Annotated in this window: 3 protein-coding genes and 1 pseudogene; all 4 read right to left on the bottom strand. The window is 76.8% G+C overall.

All coding sequences use genetic code 11. From position 1 onward, the window contains the following. The coding region (locus AKI01S_RS47825; RefSeq protein WP_157420721.1) for a serine/threonine-protein kinase at window positions 1-898 on the bottom strand (898 nt) is incomplete at its 3' end. A gap of 63 nt (window positions 899-961) precedes the next feature. Next, a complete protein-coding gene (locus AKI01S_RS47820) occupies window positions 962-1,885 on the bottom strand; it encodes a protein kinase domain-containing protein (protein WP_067833589.1) in 924 nt (307 codons plus the stop codon). A 103-nt stretch (window positions 1,886-1,988) separates the two neighbouring features. Then, complete coding sequence (locus AKI01S_RS47815) at window positions 1,989-4,046, bottom strand: ATP-binding protein (RefSeq protein WP_067833586.1); 2,058 nt, start codon at window positions 4,044-4,046, stop codon at window positions 1,989-1,991. A 43-nt stretch (window positions 4,047-4,089) separates the two neighbouring features. After that, window positions 4,090-5,930, bottom strand: a pseudogene (locus AKI01S_RS52380) (chromosome partitioning protein ParA); the annotation flags it as partial.

Below are 5,930 nucleotides of genomic sequence, written 5' to 3'. Positions count from 1 at the left end.
CCGCCGCGCCGCTCGCCGCCGCGCCGGACACCAGACCCGCCGCGACCAGCGGGAACACCGCCGCGAACGCGACCGCCGCGCCGGCCAGCGTCCGCAGCCCGCGCGCCTCCCAGTCCGCGCCGTAGGCCGACCGGGCGACGTCCTCCAGCTCGCCGACGAACGCCGCCGCGCCCGCCGGCCGGTCGCGCGGGTCCTTGGCCATGCCGCGCTCGACGAGGGGCCGCAGCGGCCCGGGCACGTCCTCCACCGGCACCGGCCGCGTCAGGTGCCCGGCGCGCACGGCGGCGCGGTCGGGCCCGTAGGGGCGGCGGCCGGTCACCGACTCGTAGAACACGCAGGTCGCGGCGTACACGTCGGTCGCGGGGGAGGCGGGCTCGCCGCGCCACTGCTCGGGGGCCATGTACAGCGGCGTCCCGGCCCCGGACGCCTCGCCCCGCACGGTCGCGACGCCGAAGTCGATGAGCTTGCTGCCGCCGTCGGCGGGGACGATCACGTTGGCGGGCTTGTAGTCGCGGTGCACCACCCCGGCGGCGTGCGCGGCGGCCAGCCCGCGGAGCGACCCCTTGAGCGCGGCCAGCGCGGCGAGCGGGTCGAGCGCGCCGTACCGTCCCAGGATCTCCCGGTAGGACACCCCGTCGACGGCCTCCATGACGATCGCCATGTGCTCGCCGTGCTCGACCAGCCGGTACAGCCGCGCGACGTGCGGGTCGCGGACCTGGCCGAGGAGGGCCGCCTCGCGGCGGAAGCGGTCGCGGGCGGCCGGGTCCGCGCCCGGCGCCAGGTACTTGATCGCGACCGGGGTGCCGCGTTCGGCGTGCCGGGCCAGCACCACCCGGCCCTGCGCGCCCCGGCCCAGCTCGCGCACCTCGTCGAAGCCCGACACCCGCCACTCGGACACACCCGCTCCCTTCTCCGGCACTCCGCCACGTACTGGGACGCGCCGGGCGTCCGGAAAGTTGATCTACAGGGGGTGCTCCCGGGGCAGGCGGGCGGTGCGCCCGTCCTGCGGCGCGGCGATGTCGTGCCGGGTCGCGGGCGGGGCGGCGGGCCGCCGCGCGGCGAGGGCGAGGATCTCCTCCCGCATCGCCGGCGCGTCCGCGAACCGGTCCGACGGCTTCTTCGCCAGCGCCCGCAGCACGACCGCGTCCCAGCCCGGCGGCAGGCCCGGCACCAGCTCCGAGGGCGGCGCCGGCGGCCGGGTGAGGTGCTGGATCAGCACCGCCGACGGGTGGTCGGCGACGAACGGCGGGCGGCCGGTGAGCATCTCGTACAGCACGCAGCCGGTGGAGTACAGGTCGGTGCGCGCGTCGACCTCCCGCGCCTCGGCCTGCTCGGGGGCCAGGTAGCTGGGGGTCCCGACGGCGACGCCGGTCGCGGTGAGCCGGGTCGAGCTCTGCCCCATCATCTTGGCGATCCCGAAGTCCAGGACCTTCACCCGCGGGTTCGGGCCCCGCCCGGTGACCATGATGTTGGAGGGCTTGACGTCGCGGTGGACGACGCCGCGCCCGTGGCTGTGCTCCAGCGCCTCCAGCACCTGCGCGACGATGGCGGCGGCCCAGGCGGGCGCGACCGGGCCGCCCGCCAGCACCCGCGACAGGTTGTGCCCGTCCACGAACTCCATCACCAGGTAGGGCTGCCCCTGCTCGCCGTCGCCGTCCCGCCCCATGTCGAACACCATCGTGATGTTGGGGTGGTTGAGCCCGGCGGCGGTGCGCGCCTCGCGCTGGAACCGCTTGCGGGACTCGGGCCGGTCCACGAGGTCGTCGGGGAGCATCTTCACCGCGACCAGCCGCGCCAGCTCGCGGTCCCGGGCCCGGTAGATCGTTCCCATGCCGCCGCGTCCCAGCGGGCCCAGCAACTCGTACCTGCCCGAGAGCACCCGCATCCCGTCGGCTCCTCCGCCCGTCGTCTCCGGCGTCCAGTATGCGCATGCGCACGGCGGTGTAAAGCGGCACAAGCCACACTCGCCCGCCGTGCGCGGGGGCCGGTCAGGCGGGCGTCTCGCCGCGCAGCACGCGGGCGACGCCCTCGTCGGGATCCAGGGCGCGGCCCTGGTCGCGCAGCAGGGTGAACGCCCGGTCGCCGATCTGGCGGCGCACCGACGAGACGCACTCGCCGTGGCGTTCGATCAGCAGCGGCGCGCCCACCCGGTCGGTGCGCAGCGAACGCCACAGCGCGTCGGCCACGCCCACCAGGAACGCCGCCCGCCGCGCCTCGCCCTGGACGGCGGCGACCTGGGCCGTCAGGTCCACGGCGACCGCGCACCCGAACCGGTCCCCGAACGCCTGCTTGACCTCCAGCGCGGCGACCGCCGACCGCCGCGCCGCCGCGGTGTCGCCGAGCGTCAGCCGGGTCATGCCCGCGAACAGCTCGGCGTGGCTGCGCAGCCAGTCCTCGCCGAGCTCCAGGGCCTGCTCCCGGGCGTCGTCCAGCACGTCCCGCGCCTCGACCAGCCGCCGGTCGTCGATCAGGGCGATGCCGTGCACCGTCCGGGCGTGCAGGGCGCCGACGTCGGGACGGCCGATCCGGGCGAACGCGCGCTGCGCCGCCACCGCCGGCGCGACGGCCCGCGTGGGGCGTCCGCGGGCGACCGCCACGACCGACTCGATGGTGGTCGCCCAGGCGTCGGCGTGCGGGTCGTCGACCAGGGCGAGCACGGCGCGGCACTCGGCCAGCCGGCGGTCGGCGGTGTCGGGGTCGCCCTGCGTCACGGCCAGCAGCGCCGCCGCCCACAGCGCGCGGGCGTTGGCCCGGGACGGCTCGGGGCACAGCGCCAGGGCCCGGTCCAGGTGGCGGCGCCCCTCGGTGAGCAGGCCGGTGGCGGTCCAGAAGTGGGTCAGCCGCCCGGCCAGCTCCAGCCCGGACGCGTGCGCGCCGGTCCGGCCGAAGCAGAACTCCAGCGCCGCCCGGAAGTCGGCGTGGTCGGCGCGGACCCGGCGCAGCCGCGCGATCTGGTCGGGCCCGCACCAGGCCTCGTCGAACCGGCGGGCCTTGTCCAGGTAGTGGTCGCGGTGGCGGTGCCGCAGGTCGTCGTCCTCGCCCAGTTTCACCAGCCAGTCGGCGCCGTACTCGCGCAGGGTGTCCAGCAGCCGGTACCGGCCGCCGGAGCGCAGCACGATCGACTTGTCCACCAGGTTGGCCAGCACGCGGCCGACGCGTTCGGCGGGCAGCCCGTGACCGGCGCACACCGCCCGCGCGTCCGCCTCGTCGAACGGCCCGGCGAACACGCTGAGGCGCGCCCACAGCAGCCGTTCGGGCGGGCGGCACAGCTCGTGGCTCCAGCCGATCGTGGTCAGCATCGTCTGGTGGCGCGGCGCCGAGACCCGCGCCCCGGCCAGCACGCCGAACCGGTCGTCCAGGCGCTCGTTGAGCTGGTCGACCGTCAGGGACCGCATCCGGCCCGCCGCCAGCTCGATCGCCAGGGGGATGCCGTCGAGCCTGCGGCACAGCCGCCGCACCGCCTCCTCGCCGAGCGGCGCCTCGACGCCCGGCCGGGCCGCGGCCGCGCGGTCCAGGAACAGCGCGACCGCGTGCCGGTCGTCGGCGAGCGGCTCCACCGCGTAGCGGCGCTCGGCGGGCGCCCCCAGCGGGATCCGGCTGGTCGCCAGGATCCGCAGGCCGGGCGCGGCGGTCAGCAGCCGCGCGGCCAGGTCCGCGCACGGCCGCACCAGGTGCTCGCAGGTGTCCAGCACCAGCAGCAGCCGCTTGTCGGCCAGGAACGCGGCCAGCACGTCCTCCTGGGGGAACGCGGCCTGCTCGGGCACCCCGAGCGCGGCGCTGACGGTGTGCGCCAGCAGGTGGGGGTTGCGCAGCGGCGACAGCTCCACCAGCCGCACCCCGTCGGGGAACGCGCCGCCGTACCCGGTCTGCTGCTCAGCCCGGCGTGCCACCCGCAGGGCCAGCCGCGTCTTGCCGACCCCGCCGATGCCGGTCAGCGTGACCAGGCGTGCGCGCGCCAGCACCGCCTCGACCTCGCGGACCTCCCGGTTCCGGCCGATGAGACTGGTCGTCTCGGCGGGCAGCTCGTCACCCCGCGAACGCGTCATGAAGCCTCGGAATCCGTGATGATTGAAAACTCAAAAATAAGGGTCACTCGGCCCCGGGCCCCGGGCGCGCGGCGGTGACCTGCGCGGCCAGCGCGCGGACGCGGGGCTCGTGCTCGTCGTAGCCGACCACGACCGGGGGCTCGTTGTAGGGCATCGTGTCGGAGGAGCGGCGCAGCTTGACGTACTGGCCGCAGGCGTCGATGGCGTAGGGCTCCATGTCGTCCTGCAACGCGCCGATCACGGTGATCCCGTGCGTCTCCCCGATCTTACGGAACAGCGCCACGGCCTCCTTGCGGTGCTCCTTGCCCAGGTTGCGGCCCAGCTCGTCCAGGACCAGCACCAGCCGCCCGCCGCCGGAGGACGCCAGGGCGGCGGCGCACACCAGCTTGACCGCCTTCTCGTCCATGAGCGCGGTGTTGGCGCGGCGGTTGTAGGGGACGTACCGCTGCCCGTCGCTGCGCCGCCACTTGGGGGTGACGCGCCAGCGCCACTCCTGCTCGGGGTCGCCGGGCGGCTCGGGCGTCGGGAACTCCAGCGTCGCGCCGTACCCGCCGTACTCCAGGTCCAGCTTCTCGAACTCCTCGGCCACCCGCTGCAACCGCGCGCGGATCGCGGCGGTCAGCGCGCTGCGGTGCGCCTCGGCCGCGCCCGCCGCCTCCTCGGCGCCCCTCTGCGCCTTGTCCAGGTCGGCGCGGCGGCCCGACACCTGCACCTCGATCTGGCGGCGCTGGTGGCGTTCGTAGTCCTCCTGCTGCCGCAGGTAGCTCTGCAACGACTTCACCAGGCCGGGGAAGGTGGACTGCTCGCGCTCGCTGCGGCGGCCCTCGCCGTCGGTCCGCTCGCGCAGCAGGAAACGCATCTCCTCGGGCATGTCCTCGTCGTCGACGCCGCCGGGGAACACGCGGCGCAGCGCCTCCGACAGATGCCGGTCGGCGCTGTGCCACCACTCGTCGGGCGTCCAGGTGCGCTCGTCGGCGGTCAGGGCGTCCAGCCACTCGGCGGCGGCCTCGCGGGAGCCGCCCCACTCCCGCTCCAGCTCCTCGATGCCGAGCCCGGCGCGCAGCCCGGCCAGCTCGTCGGCCTTGGCGCGGATGCGGGCGCGCTCGCGCTCGGACGCCTCGCGGCGGCCCCGCAGCCGGTCGATCTCCAGCGCGCGGGTGTCGGCCTTGGCCTGGAGCCGTCGCAGCGCCTGCTCGGCCGCGCCGAGACGCGGACCGAGCTTCGCCTCGCCCGCCGCGAGCTCCGCCAGCTCCTCGCGGATCCCGGTCATCCGCTCGCGGACGTCGGCCAGCTCGTCGGCGGCCTGGGCCCCGGCCAGGCGGCGGCCCGCCAGCGCGACGTCGGCGGCGGCGTCGGAGGTGCGCCGCCGCGCGTCCTCCAGGGTCTCCCGCGTCTCCTCCAGCGCGGCCCGCGCCGCCCGCACCCGCGCGTCCCGCCCGGTGGTCGCCTCGGGGAACCCGCCGACGATCACCACGCCGGCGCGGTCCTCCTCCAGCACCGCGAAGAAGTTCGTGAGCGGCAGCGCGCAGCGCACGCCCTCGGGCAGCCCCTCCCGCGGCGGGCCCTCGGGGTCCAGCGCGCCGTCGGCCGGGACGACCATCGAGCCGGGCAGCCCGGCCAGCGCGGCGGTCGCGGCGTCCAGGTCGGCGCGGGCGACCACCACGGCCTCCCGGTAGGGCCACAGCGCCGTCTCCCACCGGTCCCGGACGCCCTCGGCCAGCTCGACCGCGTCCAGCAGCCCGACCGCCGCGACCCCCGCCTTGGCCAGGGCGCGCAGCTGGGTGGGCGCGCTGCTCTCCCCGGCCTCGGCCTCGGCGAGGGCGCGCTCGGCCCGCGCGACCGCGCCGCGCGCCACGCCGAACTCCTGCTGCGCCTCGTCGCGCC

It is taken from the genome of Actinomadura kijaniata NBRC 14229 (genome assembly GCF_001552175.1).
Lineage (GTDB): Bacteria > Actinomycetota > Actinomycetes > Streptosporangiales > Streptosporangiaceae > Spirillospora > Spirillospora kijaniata.
The sequence above is the reverse complement of the archived record's forward strand: the minus strand, read 5'-3'. Positions and strand labels throughout refer to the sequence as shown.

Bases quoted from the DNA above. Each gene is read 5' to 3' on its own strand.
- AKI01S_RS47815 (WP_067833586.1), bottom strand. From the start codon at position 4,046: ATGACGCGTTCGCGGGGTGACGAGCTGCCCGCCGAGACGACCAGTCTC.
- AKI01S_RS47820 (WP_067833589.1), bottom strand. From the start codon at position 1,885: ATGCGGGTGCTCTCGGGCAGGTACGAGTTGCTGGGCCCGCTGGGACGC.